We start from the raw sequence: 19,066 nt of genomic DNA on the forward strand, positions 1-19,066 counted from the left end.
GGAGGTTGGGAGGGCACGTGGCTATGGAGGCCGGCCCTCGTGACAGTCGACGGGAGCCGCAGGACGACCGGATCGCGGGACCCGTGGCAGAGCCCGCGGACGACCTCGCGGGAGACCTCTCCGAGGCACCGGAGCCTGCGGGCCAGGAGTCGTTCCGCGAACTGCGCCCGCCGCGGCTGCTGCGCTTCTGGCAGCTCGCCCCCATCGTCGCGCTGGCCGCGCTGGGCTCGCTGATGTTCGCGTTCCCGCTGGCCTTCGAGTTCGGCGGCGGCGGTCCCGTCGTGGCCATGCTCGGGCTGCTGATCAGCTGCTGCGCCGCCGGGTGGGCGATGATGGCCGCGCGCCGGGTGGGGCTGGCGCTGCCGGGGCTGCCGCGGCGCGGCTCGGGGCGCCGGGCGGACTGGCGGATCGCGCTGCTTTACGCGGCGGCGGTGGCGGCTGCCGTGGCGCTGGCCGTCTGGCGGGTGGCCCGGCTGGGCTGACCGGCGCGCGGAGCCCGGTCGTCTTTCTTCCGCCGGGGCGTTGTCGGCGCGGACGGTTACGATCGCAGAATGAGCACCGCGCACCTGAACTTCCTCAAGGGACACGGCACCGAGAACGACTTCGTGATCCTCCCGGACCCGGCCGGTCTCATCAGCCTGTCCGCGAGCACCGTGGCCCGGCTGTGCGACCGCAGGGCGGGCATCGGCGCCGACGGCCTGCTGCGGGTCGTACGGTCCGACGCGCACCCGGAGGGGCGGCGCATGGCCGCCGACGCGGAGTGGTTCATGGACTACCGCAACGCGGACGGCAGCATCGCCGAGATGTGCGGGAACGGGGTGCGGGTCTTCGCCCGCTATCTGCAGCACGCCGGGCTCGCGGAGACCGGCGATCTGGCCGTCGGCACGCGCGCGGGGGTGCGGCGCGTGCACCTGGCGAAGGACGGTGACGTGACGGTCGGCATGGGCCGGGCCACGCTCGCGGACGGCCCGGACGCCGAGGTGACGGTCACGGTGGGCGAGCGGAGCTGGCCCGCGCGCAACGTCGGGATGGGCAACCCGCACGCGGTGACCTTCGTCGCCGACCTCGCGGACGCGGGGCGGCTGTACGAGGCGCCGGGGGTCGCGCCGGCGTCGGCGTATCCCCAGGGGGTGAACGTGGAGTTCGTCGTGGACCGCGGCCCGCGGCACGTGGCGATGCGGGTCCACGAGCGCGGCTCGGGCGAGACCCGCTCGTGCGGTACGGGGGCGTGCGCGGTGGCCGTCGCCACGGCCCGCCGCGACGGCGTGGACCCGGCGGCGACGGGCCGCCCGGAGACGTACACGGTGGACGTGCCCGGAGGCCGCCTCGTGGTGACCGAACATCCCGACGGCGAGGTGGAGATGACCGGCCCCGCCGTCATCGTCGCCGAAGGCGACACGGTCCCCGGCTGGCTGTAGCCGCCGGCACCGGACAGCCGCGGCGGCCCGCCGCGGCGCGCGGCGCCGACCGCACGCCGGGCGCCCCATCCCCGCGCAGCGTCCCGTCCCCGCGCAGCGTCCCGTCCCCGCGCAGCGTCCCGCCCGGGAAGGCTCCCGTACGCGCCGCCCTACTCGTCCGCGTCGTCCGCCCGGCCCAGCATGCGGTTCGCGCACACCCGCATCGGCTCCTCGCGCACCCCCGCCATCGCCGCCATCAGATGGCCGTCCGGACGGATGCAGAGCACCGTGTGGGGCGCCGCGCCCGGGTACGACTCCGCGACCAGCAGCCGGGCGCGGACGGGGAGTTCGCCCACCAGCCGCGTCAGCTTGGGCATCAGCCCGGCCTGCAGCCAGCGGCTGCGGTCCCAGACGCGGGTGCCCGGGGCGACCAGCACCACCAGCGGGTCGCCGCCCAGCCGCTCGGAGAGCCGGCCCGTCCAGCCGTCCGGCGCGATCACGGGGACGTCGTCGACCCGCGCGCCGGGGGCCGTGCCTACCTGAACCGCCCCGTCCAGCCCCGTCGGCACCGTGTCGTACACCGGCGGGCCGCCTATCCGGCCGCGCCCCAGATGGCCGTCCGTCAGCAGCTCCGCCGCCGACTTGCCGCGCACCGCCGCCCGCAGGCCGCCGGCGCGGCGCAGCAGCGGGCGGACCTGGTCGGCGGCGCGCAGCCGGGCGCTGATGGCGCCGCGGCGCTCGGTGGCGTAGGTGTCGACGAGGTCGTCGCCGGAGTCGTCGCGGCCGGCCTGGTGCCAGACGCGGCCGAGCTTCCAGGCGAGGTTCTCGGCGTCGGCGAGACCTTCGTCGAGCTGCTGGGTGCCGAGGGAGCCCACGAGGTGGGCGGCGTCGCCGGCGAGCAGCACCCGGCCGCGGCGCCAGCGGCGGGCGAGCCGGTGGTGGACGGTGTGCACACCGGTGTCGAGGAGTTCGTACGACGGGTGCCGGGTGCCCGTCCAGCCGCGCAGGGTGGCCTCCAGCCGCGCGACCAGGGCCTCCGGGGTGACGACACCGCCGCCGGGCGGCAGCAGCCAGTCCAGCCGCCACCGGTCGTCGCCGAGCGGCCGGGCGACGCACTCGGCGCCGGGCCCGCTGCGCGGCGTGCCGCGGTACAGCACGCCCTCGCCGGGCCAGGGCAGGTCGGCCCGTACGGCGGCGACGGCGTGCCGCTCGACGGCCGTGCGGCCCGCGTACGGCACCTGAAGCAGCTTGCGCACGGTCGACCGGGCGCCGTCGCAGCCGACGAGCCAACTCCCGCGCCACCGGGTCCCGGCCCGGGTACGGACGTTGACGCCGTACGGCTCCTGCGTCAGCTCCGTCAGCCGGCTGCCGCGGAAGACTTCCACGTGGTGGGAGTGGTCGGCCAGCGCCGCCAGCGTGGTCGTCAGGGCGGACTGGGCGACGTGCAGCGGCGCCGGGCCGCCGGCCTCGCCGAACTCCACCCGCAACTGCGTCCTGCTGCCGCGCAGCACGCGCCAGCCGGCGAGCCGGGCGCCCTGCTCGCGGGCGTCGGCGGCGCCGAGGCGGTCGAGGAACGCGGTGGTGTGCGGGCGCAGTACGGCGGTACGGGCCGGGCGGGGACCGGCGGGCCTGCCGTCCTCCTCGGCGTCGCCTGCGGGCCGGTCGTCGAGGAGGAGCGTGGGGACCGCGTGCCGTGCCAGCGCCACCGACAGGGCGAGCCCGACCGGGCCCGCCCCGACGATGATCACCGGGTCCACGGTGCCGCGCCTCCGGCGCCATGCTGACTGCGTACGAGGGGTTGTGGAGCCGGGTGCGCGATCACACGACGTATGCAACCCACTGCCGGACACCGCAGTCAAGCTGAGGGCTGAGGGCCGCCCCTTCGGGCTACGTCGTGCCCCCGCCGTCTCCCCCGCCACCGCCGCCCGCGAGGGCGTCACCGCCCGCGCCGGCCGCGCCGCCCAGCGCGCCGGCCGCGGCCCCGGTGCTCAGGTCGTCGACCGCCGCGACCCCGACCACCGCGCCCGTGGTCCGCTTGCCGCGCCGGACCGCGCGCTCCAGCCAGCTCGCCAGCGACGTCAGGATGAAGTTCACGATGACGTAGATCGCCGCGACGATGATGAAGCTGGCGAACACGTTGGAGTAGTTGGACGCCAGCGTGCGCCGCTCGACGAGCAGTTCGCTGAAGCCGATCATCACGCCGCCCAACGCGGTGTCCTTCACGATGACGACGAGCTGGCTGACGATCGCCGGCAGCATCGCCGTGACGGCCTGCGGCAGCAGCACGGAGCCCATCATCTGGCCCTTGCGCAGCCCGACGGCCTTGGCCGCCTCGGTCTGCCCCCGGGGCAGGGAGAGGATGCCGGCGCGGACGATCTCGGCGAGCACGGCGGCGTTGTAGAGCACCAGCCCGGTGACGACGGCGTACAGCGGGCGCTGCTCGCTGTCGATGCCGGTGTACTCGGAGTAGAACTGGTTCGCGAACAGCATCAGGATCAGCACCGGGATGGCGCGGAAGAACTCCACGACCGCCCCCGCCGGCACCCGTACCCACACGTGGTCGGAGAGCCGCGCGATGCCGAACAGCGCGCCCAGCGGCAGCGCGATGAGGAGCGAGAGCCCCGCCGCCTTGAGCGTCTCGCCGAGGCCCGGCAGCAGGTACGTGGTCCACGCCTGGGAATCCGTGAAGAACGGCTTCCACAGCGCCCATTCGAGCTGTTTCTTGTCGTTCAGCTTGTCGATGACCCACCACACGCCGAGCGCCAGCACGGCGAGGAAGAGCACCGAGTAGACGAGGTTGCGCAGCTTGGCCTTCGGGCCGGGGGCGTCGTAGAGAACGGAACTCATCGCTTGACCGCCACCTTCTTGCCGACCCAGCCGAGGATGAGCCCGGTCGGCAGGGTCAGCACGACGAAGCCGAGCGCGAAGATCGCGGAGATGAGGAGGAGCTGCGCCTCGTTCTCGATCATCTCCTTCATGAGCAGCGCCGCCTCGGCGACGCCGATGGCCGCCGCCACCGTGGTGTTCTTGGTGAGCGCGATGAGGACGTTGGTGAGCGGACCGACGACCGAGCGGAACGCCTGGGGCAGCACGATGAGGGTGAGGACCTGGATGAAGCTCAGCCCGAGGGCACGGGCCGCCTCCGCCTGGCCGACGGGGACCGTGTTGATGCCCGAGCGCAGCGCCTCGCAGACGAACGCGGCGGTGTACGCGGACAGTCCGAGCACCGCGAGCCGGAAGTACTTGGAGTCGAAGTCGACGCCGGAGCCCAGGGTGACGCCGAAGATGTCCGAGAGCCCGAGGGCGCAGAAGACGATGATGACCGTCAGGGGGACGTTCCGGATGACGTTCACGTAGACGGCGCCGAAGCCCCGCATCAGCGGGACGGGACTGACCCGCATGCCGGCCAGGATCGTCCCCCAGACGAGGGAGAACAGGCCCGACAGCAGGGTGAGTTTCACGGTGACCCAGAACGCGTCCAGGATCTGTGTGTCGTATTCGGAGATGATGTCCAACGTCAGTCCAGCGCTCTCACCTTAAGTGGGACGCGGTGGTGTGCCACCCGGGGCGGGCGGCACACCACCGCTCTGACAGTGCGGTCGCACCGTTGCGGGGCAGCGGTGCGGTGGGGTCACTGCTTGATGTCGCCGATCTTCGGCGCGGGCTCGAAGTCGTAGTTCGCGGGGCCGAGGTTGGCCTCCATGAACTTCTCCCAGGAGCCGTCGGAGACCATCTTCTCCAGGGCGGCGTCGATGTCCTTCTTCATCTTCTCGTCGCCCTTCTGGACGCCGACGCCGTAGTTCTCGTTGCTCAGGTTCAGCCCGGCGAGCTTGAACTTGCCCTTGTTCGCCTCCTGGGCGGCGTAGCCGGCGAGGATGGAGTCGTCGGTGGTCAGGGCGTCGATCGAGCCGCCGGCGACCGCGTCGAGGCACTCGGAGTAGCCGGGGCGCTCGGCGAGCTGGGCCTTGGGCGCGATGGTGTCCTTGACGTTCTGCGCCGAGGTGGAGCCGGTGACCGAGCAGAGGGTCTTGCCGTTGAGGTCCTCGCCCTTGGTGATGTCGTCGTCGGCGCGGATCAGCAGGTCCTGGTGGGCCAGCAGGTACGGGCCGGCGAAGTCGACCTTCTGCTCGCGCTCCTCCGTGATCGAGTAGGTGGCGGCGATCATGTCGACGTCGCCGCGCTCCAGCATGGTCTCGCGGTCGGCGCTGATCGCCTCCTTCCACTCGATCTGGTCCTCGGAGTAGCCGAGCTCCTTGGCCACGTACGTGGCGACGTCCACGTCGAAGCCCGAGTACGAGCCGTCGGGCTCCTTCAGGCCGAGACCGGGCTGGTCGAACTTGATGCCGACGGTGATCGAGTCCTTGCTGCCGCCGCCGTCACCGCTGTCGCCGCCGTCGTCGTCGGAGCCGCACGCGGCCGCGGTGACGGACAGGGCGAGTGCGCAGGCAGCCGCCGCGCTGACCTTGCGGAGATTCATGGTGAGCATCCTTCTGTCTGGTGTGTTGCCGGCAGCTCAGTGGTGCAGGATCTTCGACAGGAAGTCCTTCGCCCGGTCGCTGCGAGGGTTGGTGAAGAACTGGTCGGGCGTCGTCTCCTCGACGATCTGACCGTCGGCCATGAAGACCACCCGGTTCGCCGCCGAGCGTGCGAAGCCCATCTCGTGCGTGACGACGACCATAGTCATACCGTCCCGGGCGAGTTGCTGCATAACCTCCAGCACCTCGTTGATCATCTCGGGGTCGAGGGCCGAGGTGGGCTCGTCGAAGAGCATCACCTTGGGCTCCATCGCCAGCGCGCGGGCGATCGCCACCCGCTGCTGCTGACCGCCGGAGAGCTGCGCGGGGTACTTGTCCGCCTGGTTGCCGACGCCCACCCGGTCGAGCAGGGCCCTGGCGGAGGTCTCCGCGGCTGCCTTGTCCTTCCTGCGGACCTTGACCTGCCCGAGGGTCACGTTCTGCAGCACGGTCTTGTGGGCGAAGAGGTTGAAGGACTGGAAGACCATGCCCACGTCGGCGCGGAGCCTGGCCAGCTCGCGGCCCTCGGCGGGCAGGGGCTTGCCGTCCAGGGTGATGCGGCCGGAGTCGATGGGCTCCAGCCGGTTGATCGCGCGGCACAGCGTGGACTTCCCGGACCCGGAAGGCCCGATGACGACGACGACCTCGCCGCGCGCGATCGTCAGGTCGATGTCCTGGAGCACGTGCAGCGCACCGAAATGCTTGTTGACGTTGTCCAGCACGACCAGCGGTTCGCCCGCCGCCGGAACGGCGTCCTTGGCCATCGAAACCTCGGTCATCCGCGTCTTGCTCCGTCCTCTTCGGTTGCCTGGACCTTAGTGAGCAGCCTTGACCAACGTCATCACATCTGAGCGGAAATTGAGCATAACGATCCGGCTGCAATCGGACACAATGGAATGAATCAGGACGCCGCTCTCCGTGTCTGTCACATAACGGAAACCGCTGGGTGACCTGCCCGGACTTGACGAGGCGGGGCCGCATCCGCCTGTATTCGTGTGCGGGCTGAGACGATACGCCAGAGAGGGAACAGGAGGGCCGATGAGGCTGCTGCTCGTCGAGGACGACGACCACGTGGCCACCGCGCTCTCCGCGGTGCTGGCCCGGCACGGCTTCGAGGTGGGCATGGCCCACAGCGGCCAGGAGGCGCTGCAGGAGCTGCTGCACAGCGAGCTGGCCCCGTTCGACGTGGTGCTGCTGGACCTGGGGCTGCCCGATCAGGACGGCTTCGAGGTGTGCGGACGTATCCGCAAGCTCACCGGCACGCCCGTGATCATGGTGACCGCGCGCGCCGACGTCCGGTCCCGCATCCACGGCCTCAACCTGGGCGCCGACGACTACGTCGTCAAGCCGTACGACACGGGCGAGCTGCTCGCGCGGGTGCACGCCGTCGCCCGGCGCACCGCGGCGGCGGAGCCGGAGTCCGCCGCGGGGCCGGACGGCGCGGGCGCGGCCGGGGCCGGCGAGCGGGCCGACGTGCCCGCGGCGCCGCTGGTCGTGGGTCCCGTGACGCTGGAGCCGCAGGCGCGCCGGGTCCGCGTGGGCGGCGCGGAAGTGCAGCTCACCCGCAAGGAGTTCGATCTGCTCGCGCTGCTCGCGGCCCGCCCCGGCGTGGTGTTCCGGCGGGAGCAGATCATCAGCGAGGTGTGGCGCAGCAGCTGGGAGGGCACGGGCCGGACCCTGGAGGTCCACATCGCCTCCCTGCGCAGCAAGCTCGGCCTGCCCGCACTCATCGAGACCGTGCGGGGCGTCGGCTACCGCCTCGTGCCCCCGCCCGCCGGCTGAGGCCCCCGCCGTATGCGTACCCGGCTGCTCCCCCTGCTCATCGTGCTCATGGCCGGCATGCTGCTCGCGCTCGGCCTCCCGCTCGCTGACCGCATCGCCGGGCAGGAGCAGCAGCACGTGATCGTGGACCGTATCGACGACACCGCCCGGTTCGCCTCCCTCGCCCAGTACGTCGCCTCCCGCAGCGAGGCCCGCCCGGCTTCCGAGGACGAGCGGCTGCGGGCGCTGGAGGAGGAGCTGCGCCGCTACCACGGCCTCTACGGCATCCGCGCCGGCGTCTACTACCGCGACCGCACCGCGATGGCCGCCGCCCCCACGGGCTGGCGGGCCATGGCGGGCGCCGAGGGCGAGCGGGCCTTCTCCGAGTCCCTGGCGGGCCGCCGCAGCCACGACCCCCCGCAGGTCTGGCCCTGGCAGGACGGCCGGCTGACCGTCGCCTCGCCGGTCGTACGGGACGGGGACGTGGTCGCCGTCGTGGTCACCGACTCGCCCACCGGGGCCATGCGCTCGCGCACCCTCACCGGCTGGCTCTGGCTCGGCGCCGGCATCGCCGCCGCGATGGCGGTCGCGGTGGCGGCGGCGTACCGGCTGACCGGCTGGGTGCTCAAGCCCGTACGCGTGCTCGACAAGGCCACCCACGACATCGCCACCGGCCGGCTGAAGTCCCGCGTCGCCACCGCCGGCGGACCGCCGGAGCTGCGCCGGCTCGCCGGATCCTTCAACGAGATGGCCGACAACGTCGAGGACGTGCTGGAGCAGCAGCGCACCTTCGTCGCCGACGCCTCCCACCAGTTGCGCAACCCGCTGTCCGCGCTGCTGCTCCGCATCGAGCTGCTGCGTCTCGAGGCGCCGCAGGCCGCCGCCGAGATCGAGTCGGCGCAGGCGGAGGGCGCCCGGCTGGCCCGGGTGCTGGACGACCTACTGGACCTGGCGCTGGCCGAGCACACCCCCGCCGACCTGCGGGTGACCGACGTGGCCCGGGTGGCGGCGGAGCGGGTCGCCAGCTGGCGTCCGCTGGCCGAGGGACAGGACGTACGGCTGTTCCTGTCCGGCGCCCCGGCCGTGACCGGCTGGACGGACCCGGTGGCGCTGTCCAGCGCGCTGGACGCGGTGGTGGACAACGCGGTGAAGTTCTCGCCGCCGGGCGGCGAGGTGGAGGTGCGGGTGGACGCGGACGGCGACGAGGTGACGGTCGTGGTCGCCGACGGCGGGCCGGGGCTCACCGACGAGGAGCTGGGCCGCATCGGCGACCGCTTCTGGCGCAGCGGGCGGCATCAGAACGTCTCCGGGTCGGGTCTGGGGCTGTCCATCGCCCGGGCGCTGCTGGCGGCGGGCGGGGGACGCATCTCGTACGAACGCAACGAGCCGAGGGGGCTCCGGGTGACGATCGCGGTGCCGCGGACGGCACCGGAGGACGGCGGGCCGGGGGCCGGCTAGGGCTTGCGGGGGTCGTCGCCGGACGCCGCCCGGCGGTCTGCGCCGGGGTCTGCGCCGGGGTCCCGGCCGGAGTCCCCGTCGTCCGGCTCGCCGGGGCGGCGGCTGAGCGCGGCGCGCAGCCGGGCCAGCCGGGCCGGGCCGCGGCGGCGCGGGGGCCGGTCGCCGTGGACGCGGGCATCGACCTCGTAGCGGCGTACATACGCGGAGAAGAACGCCTGCAGCGTCGCCGTGGCCGGGATCGCGATGAGCGCGCCCACCGCGCCCAGCAGCGCCGCTCCGGCGACGACGGAGCCGAAGGCGACGGCGGGGTGTATGTCCACGGTCCGCGCGGTGATCCTCGGTTGCAGCAGGTAGTTCTCGAACTGCTGGTACAGGGCCACGAACCCGAGCAGCCACAGCGCCGTCCAGGGCCCGACGGTGAACGCCAGCAGGATGGGCAGCGCCCCGGCGATGTACGTGCCCACGGTCGGCACGAACTGCGAGACGACCCCGACCCACACCGCGAGCGCGGGCGCGTACGGCACGTCGAGCAGCAGCATCGCGACGTAGTGCGCCGCGCCCGAGACGATGGCCATCAGGCCGCGCGAGTAGAGGTAGCCGCCCGTCTTGGCGACCGCGATCTCCCAGGCGCGCAGCACCTCGGCCTGCCGCGCCGGCGGCAGTACGGAGCAGATCGCGCGGCGCAGCCGCGGGCCCTCGGCGGTGAAGTAGAAGGCAAACAGCACCACGGTCAGCGCGGTGAACAGGCCGCCGAGGACGGTGGTGGAGATGCCCCATACGTTGTCGGCGCTGCGCTGCAGGTAGTCCCGTACGGTCTCGGACTTCAGGAAGTCCTGCTGGAGCTCGTCCACGCGCAGTTCGGTGCCGAAGCGCTCGTTGATCCACTCGACGAGGGACTCGACGTAGTCGGGGAAGTTCTCGACGATCAGCCGGATCTGGTCGGCGACCAGCGACCCGAGGGCGGCCACGAACGCCGCGGCGACGGCCAGCACGCCGAGGAAGACCACCGCGGTGGCGGCGCCCCGGCGCATGCCGCGGGCGGCGAGGCGGTCGACGGCGGGCTCGCAGGCCAGCGCGATGAAGAAGGCCACCACGATGTTGATCAGCAGCCCGTACAGCTCGTGGAAGGCCCATTCCGCGACGTGGAAGAGGGCGAACAGGGCCAGCGCGAGGACTATCGCGCGGGGCAGCCAGGCGGGCATGCGCTCGCGTGCGGCCGCGGGCGGGGTGCCGACGCCCGGGGGCGTGCCCGCGGGGGCGTCGTCAGAGGGGGCGGGGGGAGCAGTTGGAGCCATGGACGAACAGTGTGGCCGACGCCCCCGGCGGACCCGTCAGCGCATCTCCGCGGGGACGTCCATCGCCGCGCACACCCCGCGCCACACGTCGCGCGCCTCCCACCCGGCGTCCAGCGCCTCGCGGACCGTGCGCCCGCCCAGCTCGGACATCACGTGGTCGCGGGCGAAGGAGTCGACATAGGGCTCGCCGAAGTAGTCACGCATCCGCTGCCAGAAGACCGTCAACCGCATGCGTCCATTATCCCGCGCGTACGTGCACCTGAGAGTGCTCCCCACCCGTTGGCCGCCCCGCCGGCCCCGCCGTGCTCGTACCGTCGCCCCATGGCTGACTCCCCGCAGGCCCGCGCCGCAGAGTTCATCTGGCTGACCGCCCGCGTGCTGGAGCAGCGCCGGTTCGCGCACCACTTCGTGCCCGGCGCCGCCGACGCAGCCGGGGTGGAGAAGGCGCTGGAGGCGTACCGGAACGCCGACGGCGGCTACGGGCACGCCCTGGACCCCGATCTGCGCGGTCCGGGCAGCCAGCCGCTGCACACCGCGCACGCGCTGCGGGTCCTCGACTCCCTCGGCCGCTGCACCGGGCGCCACGCCGAGGACGTGTGCCGCTATCTGACCGCCGTCTCCAACCCCGACGGCGCCCTGCCCGCCGTGCACCCCTCGCTGCGCGGCTACCCGGCCGCCCCGTGGCTGCCGGTGCCCGCGGACCCGCCGAGCGCGCTGCTGACCACCGCGCCGGTCGTGGGACTGCTGCACCGCAACGACGTCTGGCACGCCTGGCTCTTCCGCGCCACCGACTTCTGCTGGCAGGCCGTCGAGACGCTGCGCGGCAGCCTTCCGTACGAGGCCGAGGCCGCGGTCGCCTTCCTCGACCACGTACCCGACCGGCGGCGCGCGGAGGCCGCCGCGGACCGGCTGGGCCGGCTGGTGCGCGCCGAGCGGCTGGTGCTGCTGGAGCCGGGCCGGGCGGGCGCGGAGCCGGCCGCGGGGCACGTGCCGGGCGAGCACCACCGTCCGCACGACTTCGCCCGCCGGCCGGGATCGCTGGCGCGGCGGTGGTTCAGCGACGCGGAGATGGCGCGGTCGCTGGACTTCCTGGCGGCGGACCAGCGGGCGGACGGCGGGTGGCCGGTGGCGTGGCGGCGCTGGTCGCCGGGGGCGGAGCTGGAGGCGAGACCGCTGGCGACGCTGGAGGCGCTGCTGACGCTGCGGGCGTACGGACGGATCTGAGGGCGCGCGGGGCTGGAGGGGGCGTACGGGCGCGGGGGCTGGTGTGCGGGCCTGCTGCGGGCGTACGGGCGCGTGGAGCGGGCGTACGGAAGCGTGCCCTGACCCGGGGCGCGCGGCGGGACCGGCGCGCGGCAGGACCGGTCAGCCGGCCACGGCCCGTACCGCCGCGGTGACGACCACCGCGGTGGCCACGACGAGCAGGAACGGCGCCCGCAGCAGCAGCGCGCCGCCGGCCGCCGCGAGCCCCGCGGCGCGGGCGTCGACGACCAGCGCCGTGCCGTCGGCGAAGGTCTGCTGCGCGGTGAGCGCCGCCAGCAGGGCGACCGGCAGCAGGGCGGCCAGCCGCCGCACGAGGGGGCGCTCCAGGGCGCCCGAGGGCACCGAGAGGCCGAGCAGCTTGACCGCGTAGCAGCCGGCGAAGGTCAGGCCGATCGCAAGCCAGGTGGTCACGCGGCGCCCTCCGCGTTCCGCGCGTCCGCCGCGTCCGTACCGGCTGCCGCGGCCGTCCCGGCTGCCGTGTCCGTCCCGGCTTCCGTGTCCGTCCCGTCCTCGGAAACATCCTGCGCGCGCCCGCGCGTGCGCCTCCCGTGCAGCGCGAGCACCAGCGGCGCCGCCAGCGCGGCCACCAGCACCGGCGTCCCGGCGGGCAGCGCCGGCAGCGTGCCGAGCACGAGCACGACGGCGACGACCGCGGTGGCCCGCTCCACCGTTCCGGTCAGCATCGGCCCCACCAGCGCCAGGAACACCGCGGGCCCGGCGGCGTCCAGGCCCCAGGCGGCGGTGTCGCCGATGGCCTCGGCGCCGAGCACGCCGGCGAGCGTGGTGAGGTTCCAGCAGACGTAGAGGGTCAGCCCGGTGACGACGAAGCCGGTGCGCTGGGCGCGGCGGGTGGGCTGGGCGATGGTGACGACGGCCGTCTCGTCGATGACCCACTGGGCGGCCAGCGGGCGCAGCGCGCGGGGCAGGCGGAGCATGGGGGCCAGGCGCAGCCCGTAGAACGCGTTGCGTACGCCGAGGAAGAAGGCCCCGGCCGCGGCGGCGAACGGGCCGCCGCCCGCGGCCACCGCGCCGGCGAGGGCGAACTGCGAGGCGCCGGTGAAGATCAGCAGGCTCATGGCGCACGCCTGCGCGGTGCTGAGCCCGGCGCCGGCCGCGGTGACGCCGAACGCGAACCCGGAGAGCCCGACGGCGATCCCGACGCCGAGCCCGTCGCGCAGGGCTGCGCGGTCCTCGGGGACAGAATCCTCGGGCGCGGGATCGGCGGTGGACGGAGGCTGTGCTTCTGTGGCCATGTGCCGGACGGTATGCGGCCGGCGTGTGACCGGTCTTGTACGTTCTTGCGCGTACCGGCAGGTCCGGCGGCACGTCCGGCAGGAGGTCCGGCAGGAGGTCCGGCAGGGAGGTCCAGCAGGCACCTCCAGTAGCGGGCCGGCCGGTTCAGCCGGCCCGCTCCCGCTGGTACGCCCCCGGGGGCACCCCCACGATGCGGGTGAAGTGCCTGTTGAGATGCGGCTGGTCGGTGAACCCCACGGCCACCGCGGCCTCCGACGGCCGCAGCCCCGCGTCCAGCAGCCGCCGCGCGCGCCGTACCCGGGCGTCGGTCAGCCAGCGGTGCGGCGGCGTGCCGTACGCCTCCTTGAACGCCCGCAGCAGCGCGAACGGCGACGTGCCCAGCTCCGCCGCCAGCGCCTGAAGCGTCGGCGGCGCCGCCATCCGCTCGTACAGCACCGCCCGCGCCCGCGCGGCCGTCCGCGCGCCCGCCGACGCCACCACCCGCCCCGGGAGCCGCGCGCCATGGCGGCGCAGCAGGCGGGCCAGCACGACGCGCAGCACGCTGTCGGCGGCCAGCGGGTCGTCCTCCTCCGCAGCGCGGTGCACCTGGGCGATGAGGCGGGAGGCGCCGGGGTCGTCGACCATGGTCTCGCCGAAGCCCGCGGTGCCGCGGATCGCGGTGACCTCCGCGGCCACCGCGGCGACCAGGCCGGCGGACGGGTAGAGCGTCGCGTACGACCAGCCCTCCGCGGCGCCGGCGCGGGCCGTGTGCGGCACCTCGGGATTGATCATGACGACGGTGCCTGGGCCGGCCAGGAGCGTGCCGCCGGGCAGGCCGACGGCCTCCACGCCGGCGGTGACGGCGCCGAAGACGTAGCCGTCGTGGGAGTGGGCCGGGAAGGTGTGCCCGACGTAGCGGGCGCGCAGCAGGTCCAGGCCGGGCAGGCTGGTGTAACGCCAGTGCCGGGCCCACTCGCGGCCGGCGTCGCCCGACGCCCGCGGCGTACGTGCCCCCATGGGGACAAGTGTGCTGGGTGTCAGTGGCCGGGTGCACGATGGTTCACATGGCGAGATCGGTGCTGGAGACGTTCGACCCGGCGACGCGGGCGTGGTTCGAGGGCGCCTTCGCCGCGCCCACGGCGGCCCAGGAAGGCGCCTGGCGGGCGCTGGGCGAGGGCTCCGACGTGCTGGTCGTGGCGCCCACGGGCTCGGGCAAGACGCTGGCGGCGTTCCTCTCCGCGCTCGACGGGCTGGCGTCCGCCCCGCCCCCCGCGCAGGCGCGCAAACGCTGCCGCGTGCTGTACGTGTCGCCGCTGAAGGCGCTCGCCGTGGACGTCGAGCGGAATCTGCGCAGCCCGCTCACCGGCATCCGCCAGGAGGCCGTCCGGCTCGGCCGGCCGGAGCCGGAGGTGCGGGTCGCCATCCGATCGGGTGACACGCCAGCGGCCGAGCGCCGCTCGATCGCCAACCGCCCGCCGGACATCCTCATCACCACGCCCGAGTCGCTGTTCCTGATGCTGACGTCCGCCTCGCGGGACGCGCTCGCCGGGGTGGAGACCGTGATCCTGGACGAGGTGCACGCCGTGGCGGGGACGAAGCGCGGTGCCCACCTCGCGCTCTCCCTGGAGCGGCTGGACGAGCTGCTGCCGCGGCCGGCGCGCCGCATCGGCCTGTCGGCGACGGTCCGGCCGGTGGAGGAGGTGGCCAGGTTCCTGTCGCCGGGGCGGCGGGTGGAGGTCGTGCAGCCGCCGTCACAGAAGCGGTTCGACCTGTCGGTGGTCGTGCCCGTCGAGGACTTGGGAGAGCTGGGCGGCTCGCCCGTGCAGGACGACGGCGCGGGGGCCGACCGGCCGTCGATCTGGCCGCATGTCGAGGAGCGCATCGTCGACCTGGTGGAGGAGCACCGCTCGACGATCGTCTTCGCCAACTCGCGCCGGCTCGCGGAGCGGCTGTGCAACCGGCTCAACGAGATCGCGTACGAGCGCGCGGTGGGCACACCTGTCGATGTGCGCGGCTCCGCCACGACTCTCGCCGAGGACGCGCCGCCGCCCGCCGAGATCATGGCCCAGTCGGGCGCGGCGCAGGGCGCGCCGCCGGTGATCGCCCGCGCGCACCACGGCTCGGTCTCCAAGGAGCAGCGCGCGCAGGTGGAGGAGGACCTGAAGGCGGGGCGGCTGCCGGCGGTGGTCGCCACGTCCAGTCTGGAGCTGGGCATCGACATGGGCGCGGTGGACCTGGTGGTGCAGGTCGAGTCGCCGCCTTCGGTGGCGTCCGGGCTGCAGCGGGTGGGCCGCGCGGGGCACCAGGTGGGCGCGGTCTCGCGCGGCGTGGTCTTCCCCAAGTACCGGGGCGACCTGGTGCAGTCGGCGGTGGTCACGGAGCGGATGCGCGAGGGCGCCATCGAGGCGCTGCGGGTCCCGGCCAACCCGCTGGACGTGCTGGCGCAGCAGATCGTCGCCATGACGTCGATGGACGAGTGGGACGTGACGGAGCTGCTGGCCCTGGTGCGGCGGGCGGCGCCGTTCGCCGCGCTGCCGGAGTCGGCATTCACCTCCGTGCTCGACATGCTCGCCGGGCGCTATCCCTCCGACGCCTTCGCCGAGCTGCGCCCGCGGCTGGTGTGGGACCGGGTGGCGCAGACGGTCAAGGGCCGCCCGGGCGCGCAGCGGCTCGCCGTCACCTCCGGCGGCACGATCCCCGACCGCGGTCTGTTCGGCGTCTTCCTCGCCGGGGCGGACCCCAAGAAGGGCGGCGGCCGGGTCGGCGAGCTGGACGAGGAGATGGTCTACGAGTCGCGCATCGGCGACGTGTTCACGCTGGGCACGACGTCCTGGCGCATCGAGGACATCACCCGGGACCGGGTGCTGGTCTCCCCCGCGCCGGGGGTGCCGGGCCGGCTGCCGTTCTGGAAGGGCGACCAGTTGGGCCGGCCGCTGGAGCTGGGGCGGGCGCAGGGCGCGTTCCTGCGGGAGCTCGGCGGCCTGGACCGGCAGGCGGCCCAGGAGCGGCTGACGGCGGCGGGTCTTGACGCGTGGGCCGCGGGGAACGTCCTGGCGTACCTGGAGGAGCAGCGCGCCGCCTGCGGGCACGTACCGGACGACCGGACGATCGTCGTGGAGCGCTTCCGGGACGAGCTGGGCGACTGGCGGGTGGTGGTGCACTCGCCGTTCGGCGCGCAGGTGCACGCTCCGTGGGCCCTGGCCCTCGGCGCCCGGCTCGCCGAGCGGTACGGGATGGACGCGCAGGTGATGCACGCCGACGACGGCATCGTGCTGCGGCTGCCCGACACCGACCTGATGGGCCTCGACCTGCTGGACGTCGACCCGGCGGGCGGCGGCGCCGCGCCGGATGCGGCCGGGGACGACGGGCAGTCGCCGGTCGGCGCGGCCGACGTCCTCTTCGACAAGGGCGAGGTCGACCAGGTCGTCACCGACCAGGTGGGCGGCTCCGCGCTGTTCGCCGCCCGGTTCCGCGAGTGCGCGGCCCGCGCGCTGCTGCTGCCCCGCCGCGACCCGCGCAAGCGCACGCCGCTGTGGCAGCAGCGCCAGCGCGCCTCCCAACTGCTTCAGGTGGCCAGCGAGTTCGGCTCGTTCCCGATCGTGCTGGAGGCGGTGCGCGAGTGCCTGCAGGACGTCTTCGACGTCCCCGGGCTCACGGAGCTGATGGGCGACATCGAGAACCGCCGGGTGCGGCTGGTGGAGGTGACGACGCAGGAGCCGTCGCCGTTCGCCCGCTCGCTGCTCTTCGGCTACGTGGCGCAGTTCCTCTACGAGGGCGACTCCCCGCTGGCCGAGCGCCGGGCGGCGGCGCTGTCGCTGGACTCCCGGCTGCTCGCCGAGCTGCTGGGGCAGGCGGAGCTGCGCGAGCTGCTGGACGCCGAGGTGCTGGCGGAGCTGGAGCGCGAGCTGCAGTGGCTGACGGACGACCGGCGGCTCAAGGACGCCGAGGGCGTCGCGGACGTGCTGCGCGTGCTCGGTCCGCTGACGGACGCGGAGCTGGCGGAGCGCGGCGCGGAGCCGTCGTGGGTGCGGGAGCTGGAGGGCGCCCGCCGGGCGATCCGGGTGCGGCTCGCCGGGACACCGCACTGGGCGGCGGTCGAGGACGCCGGCCGGCTGCGGGACGCGCTGGGCACGGCGCTGCCGGTGGGCGTGCCGGAGGCGTTCACGGAGCCGGTGGCCGACCCGCTGGGCGACCTGCTGGCGCGCTTCGCCCGCACGCACGGCCCGTTCACCTCCGGGCAGGCCGCGGCGCGCTTCGGCCTGGGTGCGGCCGTCACCGACGGCGCGCTGCACCGGCTGGCGGCGGCCGGCCGGACCGTACAGGGCGAGTTCCATCCGGCGGGCGTCGGCCAGGAGTGGTGCGACGCCGGGGTGCTGCGGCGGCTGCGGCGCCGGTCGCTGGCCGCGCTCCGCCAGGAGCTGGAGCCCGTCGCCCCGGCCGCGCTCGCGGCGTTCCTGCCGCAGTGGCAGCACCTGGGCACGCACAGCCTGCGCGGCCTCGACGGCCTCGTCCGGGCGGTGGAGCAACTGCAGGGCGCGCCGGTGCCGGCGTCGGCGCTGGAGAAGCTGGTGCTGCCGTCGCGGGTCGCGGGGTACGCACCGACGATGCTGGACGAGCTGACGAACTCGGGCGAGGTGGTCTGGGCGGGCGCCGGTGCGCTGCCCGGCAAGGACGGCTGGATCTCCCTGTATCCCGCGGACTCCGCGCCGCTGCTGCTGCACGAGCCGCATCCGCTGGAGGCCACGCCGCTGCACCAGGCGGTGCTGGCCGCGCTGAGCGGCGGGTACGGCCTGTTCTTCCGGCAGATCGGCGAGCAGGTACGGGCCACGCACCCCGACGCCACCGACGCGCAACTCGCCGACGCCGTCTGGGACCTGGCCTGGTCCGGGCGGCTGACGAACGACACCCTCGGCCCGCTGCGCGCGCTCCTCGGCTCCGGCCGCACCGCGGGCGCCACGGCGCACCGCGCGAAGCGGCCCACGCCGCGCGGGCGTTACGGCAGCCTGGCCGTCGCGGGCGCCGCACGCACGGCCTCGCGGAACGGGCCGCCGACGGTCTCCGGCCGCTGGTCCCTGCTGCCCGAGCGCGAGCCGGACGCCACCCACCGCGCGCACGCGCTGGCCCACACGCTGCTCGACCGGCACGGGGTGGTCACGCGCGGCGCGGTGGCGGCGGAGGGCGTGGAAGGCGGCTTCTCCGCGGCGTACCGGGTGCTGTCGGCCTTCGAGGAGACGGGCCAGGCCCGCCGCGGGTATGTCGTGGAGGGGCTGGGCGCCGCGCAGTTCGCGATGGACGGCGCGGTGGACCGGCTGCGGGCGGTGGCCACGAGCCGGGAGCGCATCGCCTCCGGCGCAGGCTGCGGGACGGAGCCGGGCGGCCTCGGGAGCACCGGCGCCGACGGCTCCGGCGCCTGGGGCGGCGGCGAGTTCGCAGACGACGAGCCGGCAGGCGCGTACGGCGGCAGCACCCTGAGCACTCGCGCAGGCCGGCGGTCAAGAGGCGGCGCCGGGGCGCCCGCTCCTTCGCGGGGGCACGGCGCCGGGGGCTCCGGCCGAGGCGGGACCGGACAGCGGGCGCTCGTCCTGGCGGCGGCGGACCCGGCGAACGCGTACGGGGCGGCCCTGCCCTGGCCGGAGCCCCCGCCCGGGACGACCCACAAGCCCGGCCGGAAGGCCGGCGCGCTGGTGGTGCTGGCGGACGGCGACCTCGCGCTGTACGTGGAGCGCGGCGGCCGTACGCTCCTGGCCTGGCCCCCGGCGGACGACCCGCGCCTCGCCGCGGCGGCCGACGCGCTGGCGGCGGCGGCCCGCGGCGGCGCCCTGGGCCGTACGACCACGGTGGAGCGCATCAACGCCACCGCCGCCCTCGACTCCCCCCTGGGCACGCTCCTGGAGCAGGCGGGCTTCCTGGCCACCCCCCGCGGCCTGCGCATCCGCGCGTAACGCTGCCCACCCAGCGGGGGCACCGGCAACCGGGCTGCCCGAACACCGGCAGCAAGCCGGCCGGCGTCCGCGGCTCACCACGCGGCGCCTCCGACGGCCCGCCGGGACTGCCGTAGCGCCGTCTCGGCGGCTACGCCGAGCGCACCTGCGGCCCCGCCGTGACCCCCGGTGCGCCGCCGACCCGCACCCGGTCGTCCCGGCCG

16 protein-coding genes are annotated in these 19,066 nt (G+C 74.8%); 6 read left to right on the plus strand and 10 right to left on the minus strand.

Features of this window, described 5'->3' with window-relative positions:
* The first annotated feature begins 23 nt into the window (after window positions 1-23).
* Both B124_RS15225 and dapF read left to right on the plus strand, forming a co-directional pair.
* Window positions 24-482 (plus strand): hypothetical protein, encoded by a 459-nt coding sequence (locus B124_RS15225; protein WP_496503392.1) that lies wholly within the window; start codon window positions 24-26, stop codon window positions 480-482.
* A gap of 69 nt (window positions 483-551) precedes the next feature.
* A complete protein-coding gene (gene dapF, locus B124_RS15230; RefSeq protein ID WP_496503359.1) occupies window positions 552-1,418 on the plus strand; it encodes a diaminopimelate epimerase in 867 nt (288 codons plus the stop codon).
* A 149-nt stretch (window positions 1,419-1,567) separates the two neighbouring features.
* On the opposite strand, the gene B124_RS15235 is transcribed toward dapF, so the two are convergent.
* From B124_RS15235 to B124_RS15255, 5 genes are all read right to left on the minus strand, one after another.
* A complete protein-coding gene (locus B124_RS15235) occupies window positions 1,568-3,154 on the minus strand; it encodes an FAD-dependent monooxygenase (protein WP_496503360.1) in 1,587 nt (528 codons plus the stop codon).
* Window positions 3,155-3,284: 130 nt separating this feature from the next.
* Window positions 3,285-4,244, minus strand: coding sequence for an amino acid ABC transporter permease (locus B124_RS15240; protein ID WP_496503361.1), 960 nt, complete (start codon window positions 4,242-4,244; stop codon window positions 3,285-3,287).
* On the minus strand, window positions 4,241-4,912 hold the full coding sequence (locus B124_RS15245; protein WP_496503362.1) for an amino acid ABC transporter permease: 672 nt from the start codon (window positions 4,910-4,912) through the stop codon (window positions 4,241-4,243). Before B124_RS15245 ends, B124_RS15240 begins: the two co-directional genes overlap by 4 nt.
* A gap of 116 nt (window positions 4,913-5,028) precedes the next feature.
* Window positions 5,029-5,874, minus strand: coding sequence for a glutamate ABC transporter substrate-binding protein (locus B124_RS15250; protein ID WP_496503363.1), 846 nt, complete (start codon window positions 5,872-5,874; stop codon window positions 5,029-5,031).
* Window positions 5,875-5,910: 36 nt separating this feature from the next.
* Window positions 5,911-6,690: an amino acid ABC transporter ATP-binding protein gene (locus B124_RS15255; RefSeq protein ID WP_496503364.1), complete on the minus strand. Its 780-nt coding sequence runs from the start codon at window positions 6,688-6,690 to the stop codon at window positions 5,911-5,913.
* A gap of 259 nt (window positions 6,691-6,949) precedes the next feature.
* Between B124_RS15255 and B124_RS15260 the strand changes: the two genes are divergently transcribed.
* Window positions 6,950-7,693, plus strand: a complete 744-nt coding sequence (locus B124_RS15260; protein ID WP_496503365.1) for a response regulator transcription factor — start codon at window positions 6,950-6,952, stop codon at window positions 7,691-7,693.
* Between the two features lie 12 nt (window positions 7,694-7,705).
* Complete coding sequence (locus B124_RS15265) at window positions 7,706-9,130, plus strand: sensor histidine kinase (RefSeq protein WP_496503366.1); 1,425 nt, start codon at window positions 7,706-7,708, stop codon at window positions 9,128-9,130.
* On the opposite strand, the gene B124_RS15270 is transcribed toward B124_RS15265, so the two are convergent.
* Window positions 9,127-10,425: an AI-2E family transporter gene (locus B124_RS15270; RefSeq protein ID WP_496503367.1), complete on the minus strand. Its 1,299-nt coding sequence runs from the start codon at window positions 10,423-10,425 to the stop codon at window positions 9,127-9,129. The genes B124_RS15265 and B124_RS15270 overlap by 4 nt on opposite strands.
* Before the next feature lie 36 nt (window positions 10,426-10,461).
* The gene (locus tag B124_RS15275) at window positions 10,462-10,656 is read right to left on the minus strand and encodes a DUF3046 domain-containing protein (protein WP_496503368.1); all 195 of its coding nucleotides are present in this window, start codon (window positions 10,654-10,656) and stop codon (window positions 10,462-10,464) included.
* A gap of 90 nt (window positions 10,657-10,746) precedes the next feature.
* Between B124_RS15275 and B124_RS15280 the strand changes: the two genes are divergently transcribed.
* Complete coding sequence (locus tag B124_RS15280; RefSeq protein ID WP_496503369.1) at window positions 10,747-11,649, plus strand: hypothetical protein; 903 nt, start codon at window positions 10,747-10,749, stop codon at window positions 11,647-11,649.
* A 141-nt stretch (window positions 11,650-11,790) separates the two neighbouring features.
* Here B124_RS15280 and B124_RS15285 read toward each other — a convergent pair whose 3' ends face one another.
* The 3 genes from B124_RS15285 to B124_RS15295 all read right to left on the minus strand — a co-directional run bounded on the left by B124_RS15285 (window position 11,791) and on the right by B124_RS15295 (window position 13,938).
* Window positions 11,791-12,099, minus strand: coding sequence for an AzlD domain-containing protein (locus B124_RS15285; protein WP_496503370.1), 309 nt, complete (start codon window positions 12,097-12,099; stop codon window positions 11,791-11,793).
* Complete coding sequence (locus B124_RS15290; protein WP_496503371.1) at window positions 12,096-12,941, minus strand: AzlC family ABC transporter permease; 846 nt, start codon at window positions 12,939-12,941, stop codon at window positions 12,096-12,098. The genes B124_RS15285 and B124_RS15290 overlap by 4 nt, the downstream gene beginning before the upstream one ends.
* Before the next feature lie 145 nt (window positions 12,942-13,086).
* Window positions 13,087-13,938, minus strand: coding sequence for an AraC family transcriptional regulator (locus B124_RS15295; protein WP_496503372.1), 852 nt, complete (start codon window positions 13,936-13,938; stop codon window positions 13,087-13,089).
* A 47-nt stretch (window positions 13,939-13,985) separates the two neighbouring features.
* On the opposite strand from B124_RS15295, the gene B124_RS15300 reads away from it, so the two are divergent.
* Window positions 13,986-18,863, plus strand: a complete 4,878-nt coding sequence (locus B124_RS15300) for an ATP-dependent helicase (RefSeq protein ID WP_496503373.1) — start codon at window positions 13,986-13,988, stop codon at window positions 18,861-18,863.
* Window positions 18,864-19,066: the final 203 nt, after the last annotated feature.

It is taken from the genome of Streptomyces sp. CNP082 (assembly GCF_059570535.1).